The following is a 4577-nucleotide window of genomic DNA, read 5'->3' on the forward strand; positions in this document are numbered from 1 at the left end:
ATCACCATCCCATTTATCGACTTCGTTAAATCGGATAGTGATTGTCTTAGAATCAGGTTTTGAGTAGTAAAGATCAATTGAACTAGTCCATTTTATATAGAATTCGTCTCTAAGAGAAGAATATCTGACAATCAGAACAGGGACATCAAGTGAATAGAAATATCTTATCGTTTTAATATCCATTTTAACTGAATGGATGACCCTACTTTGTTTTGAATCGGTTGCTTTGAGTTGAACATAGAAGATGAGGCCATTTGCTTTATCGTTTTCATCAAACAACTCAACTTCGCCATCAATCCCGTAATCATGAGTTTTATCTCTGTATGCCCATCTTTCTGGTAGTAGTAATCTTAGTTTATTCTTTGATTCATCTTCAAGTCTATGTGATCTAGGTCTCTTAGGCATATTACTCCTTTGTCATTTCATACATTGTATTATTTACTTGCAGTTTTTCAAGTCATCTCTCATAGCCTTTAGCAAGCCTTCAAATGCCAAATGCCTAACACCTGAACCAGGAGCAGTATCAACAATTTTCTGTGCAAAATCTGCTGACTCCTTTGACCCAAATAGCTGAATTCGGGTTTGCCAAAGTGCGTATTCTTTCGCATTCTTTTCTGATGGCTCAACAGCTGCATTATGAAGCGATCTGAGAAGCCCCAGATAAGCACCCCTCTTTTCTTTATAAACCCTTTCGTTGAGAATCTCCCTCTTTCTCGATATAGTCGTTATTATCGTAGTAATGACAGATCCGATTCCAATACCGCCTATCAAATACACTACTATGGTTGTTATGTCCATATTCTACACCTCTTCATTTCAATAACGTTACACATCCAACCCCGCCCCATTGTCTTTTAGCCACTGCACCTGTTTCTGATATTCCGGGACAATCTTATCCACTTCATTCCAGAAGTCCTTACTGTGCCTCTTATGTTTGAAATGCGCTAGCTCATGCACTATCAGATAGTTGATCACACTCACCGGCGCCATCATGATCTTCCAATTGAAATTGACCTTAGGTCTCTTAACCGAACACGAAGCCCATCTATTCTTCAGATCGATGATAGATATTACTTCCACCTTCAGCCCCATCATCTGAGCAAAGCGCTGTACTCTGGGCTCGATAAAAATCCTTCCACGAAGGCGATAGAACTCTTTGAACATATCTCTCAGCTTATCCTCAGAGCCTTCCGGAGCGTAAAAATGCCTGCCTCTGAACTGTATGCCATCGACCTCATCGCTATATTGCAGATAATAATTCCTGCCCAGATAGAGGAAGGATTGCCCATTCACCAGTTCCCGTTTGACCGCTTTCTCATTCAGGAGCGCACGTTTTGCCTGATACTTATGTATCTTATACTCGTTCTTGCTCAGCAGGTTCTGCACTTCACTATCGCTTGTCCCGAGCGGTACAATCACTGTAATAGAGCTATCCCTCTCGATGTATATCGATGCCGTCTTGCGCTTGCTATGTCTTACTACAATCTTGTAATCGAGGCTCATGAACCCTTCACCTCTGCTTCCCGTTTGTGAGCCAGATTGATAAGCTCTGCCGTCAGCTTAGCTGCCACTTCCTGCAATGGCTCTATTCCGCAATATTCAAGCTCGTCCTGTAAATCGCCTTCCAAGCGTCTGCGTTCATTGGGCTTCTGCCAGAAGTTGGGTATCGAGAGTGATTCTTTGATCCTGCTATAGATGAATTCTGATAGCTTGGCGGCGTCAATTGCTTCCTTGCTGTCCATTGCTATCCCTGCTTCCATCAGCATCAAGTCCAGAAATGGCATCACCGGACTATCGACAATGCCCGCTTCATCAGCTCTGCCTTTGCCAATATCCTCTCTCAGCTTGGTGAGTTCCTCGATGATCCTATCCCAGTGTTCCTTATACGAATCCAGAATCTTCTGCAGCCGCTCATGGAACCCCGTATAGAGAGCAGGGTCTTTCTCCATGTTAACTTTAATGTGCCAGCGGATGGCATGCTCCATCTCAGACGCTTTGGCTTTTCCGGTTTTGTTATGATCACGCATCTGCTTGGGGAATTCATCAGAAAGCAGCTTGGCAGGCGCAATCTTGTGATTGATCCCTTCTGATATCAGATATTTATCGATTAATCTTCGCACCTTAGCCCCTGCCCACTTCAAATCCATCGTCGGATCGTGATAGCGGTTCCGCATGCGCATCATCAGATAACCAAATCTCTTGGCGGGCACATAGTAATCTCTCGCCATTGCTGCATTGAACAGCAGTTCCAGGCTATCAAAGAAGGCTTTCAGATAAGTATCGAACTGCGCTCGGAACCTCACATCCGCACCCAATTGTAGGCAATCCTCCACCAGTACCCATTCCTCCTCATTATCTCCGATTCTCTGATGCAAAAACGCCTCAATGCGGATTATGCCTTTATCTACAAATAACTGAATCAGCCTTCTGAAGCGGGATTCCAAGACCGGAATCTCTTTGTCCAATCCCCGGAAGTAAGCGCTCAGATCATTCAATTCCTGTACATCGGTATCGGTAAAGATAGCCAGTGCTTCTTTCAGATGCGATGCCACTCCAAAGTAATCCACCAGGATGCCATGCTCTTTTACGTAGCCGCTTTTCATCACCTTAGTACGGTTTACTCTGGCAATGGCTTGCATCAGCCGATGCTCTCTCAGGTTCTTGTCCAGGTACATCACTTGCTCGATTGGAGCATCAAAGCCCATTAAAAGCCTATCGCAAACGCAGAGGATTGCCACGCCGCTTTCCGGCTTACTCTCGTCAAAATCCTTCTTGAAGCTCTCCACCGCATCCATATCCTGAGCCTGTCTGCGAGCCATCGATACATAGCCCGGCTCATTGTTGTCCATCATCGAGACCACTGTGCAGATCTTGATGAATTTCATCTGTTTCAGCAGTTCATCATCCCGCTCAGCATCAGCTTTTGCTTCCTCACGCGATATTAGCCGTTTTAGCGCATTTTCCAGCTCATACTTATACCGACATGCCGCCACGATAGAACTCGCCACCACCTGCCCTTTTAAGCCGTTTGGGAGGATTTCCCGAGTATAGTGTTCGATGATATCTTCCGAGATAGCCCGGATTCTCTCTTTGGATTCCAGATAAGCCATCTCTGTGCCATAGCGTTTTTGTATCTCCAACCGCTCTTCTTCACTGCGTTCTTTGAACATATCTTCAAACTCACGCTTAAACATCTCAGCATCAGTCAGCTTGTCCTGGCTGGTCCTGCCTATATAGAGAATGTCCACTGTGGCTCTGTCTGCCACCGAGTCATTCATCTTATACACATCGATGAAGCTGCCAAAACGTTCATGGGTCTTCTGCCGATGTCTTTCGGTGAGCAGCGGAGTTCCGGTGAAAGCGATCTTGACCGCATTCGGAAATGCCAGGAAGAGGTTATCGCCCATATCGCCACCCTGATCTTGATGTGCCTCGTCTATAAGCAGTAGTATCCGCTCACTGGTATTCAGCTCAGGGAATTCTTCATACTTAGGCACAATCCCCGCTGCCAATAGCGATTCCGCTGATACAGATCCACTGATCAGGAACTTGTGTAGCATCACCATATTCAGATTGGAACTGGTGTTCTTCAGCTTATCCAGATCCCTTTTGTGCTCAATCAGCGTGAGGCTTTCTCCTGTATAAGTCACGGTGTGCGAAAGCTGATCTTCCAAGTCCAGCCGATCATTGACCATGATCACTTTGTAATCCTTCAGATCATCCGTATCCCGCAGTTTCTTGATCAGGAACACCATAGTCAGGGACTTCCCTGAGCCTTGAGTATGCCAGATAACTCCACTACGTTCAAAGGGTGTCTTCCCGGTTCTGAGACGCTCGAGGATTTTACCCACAGCTCTGTATTGCTGATACCTGCAGACGATCTTTACCTTTTCGCCTCTCTTGATCTCCATGTATAATGTGAAGTTCTTCAAGATGTCCAGCAGGATGGCTTTATTCAGCATCCCATGAATCATCACTTCCTGACGCTGCTCATCCGGTGATACGGAGATAGTTTTGTACTCCTCCGGGAAGATGTCCTTCCAGTTCAGATAGTGGTCAAATTCGCCTGTGATGGTGCCAAACCGGGCTTCATTGCCATGAGTGACAATGTTAAAGAGATTGCAATGGAAAAGCCGCTCTTCGCCTTCCTTGATGCCATAATCATCCACTCGCAGATTCGCATAGCGGTTGATCTGAATAAATGCTTCGCTCAAGGGCTGAGCCACGTCCATGTCTTTGCATTCCACTACCACGATCGGCAAGCCATTGATAAACAGCACAATGTCCGGAATGATAGCCTGTCTGCTGGCTCCTGGGGTCTCGATCTTGAACTGGTTAATGGCGATAAAGCTATTGCGCTCAGGATTGGTAAAATCAATCAACCTCACCGTGGGGTTTTGCTCTCCGGTCAGCTCATTCTGATCCACCGTCGTATTGCGGGTCAGAAGCTCATACACTGCCTGATTTGCCTTAAGCAAGTCCATGCCGGGATGCATGGTCAGCTCGCTTAGCACCGCCTCAAGCTGTTTATCCGTCAGCCAGCTTCTGCCGTCTTCAGTCAGGTTGATTCGTTTCAG

The 4577-nt window shown here is 46.0% G+C and carries 4 protein-coding genes; all 4 read right to left on the reverse strand.

Translation table 11 applies throughout. From position 1 onward, the window contains the following. Positions 1-405 (reverse strand): DUF4365 domain-containing protein (locus LHW48_07625; protein MCB5260325.1); only part of this gene is annotated, 405 nt, incomplete at its 3' end. A gap of 33 nt (positions 406-438) precedes the next feature. Beyond that, positions 439-798: a hypothetical protein gene (locus tag LHW48_07630; protein ID MCB5260326.1), complete on the reverse strand. Its 360-nt coding sequence runs from the start codon at positions 796-798 to the stop codon at positions 439-441. A gap of 27 nt (positions 799-825) precedes the next feature. Then, complete coding sequence (locus LHW48_07635; GenBank protein MCB5260327.1) at positions 826-1503, reverse strand: M48 family metallopeptidase; 678 nt, start codon at positions 1501-1503, stop codon at positions 826-828. Further along, on the reverse strand, positions 1500-4577 hold a 3078-nt coding region (locus tag LHW48_07640), incomplete at its 5' end, for an HsdR family type I site-specific deoxyribonuclease (GenBank protein MCB5260328.1). The genes LHW48_07640 and LHW48_07635, both read right to left, overlap by 4 nt.

It is taken from the genome of Candidatus Cloacimonadota bacterium (assembly GCA_020532355.1).
GTDB lineage: Bacteria > Cloacimonadota > Cloacimonadia > Cloacimonadales > Cloacimonadaceae > UBA5456.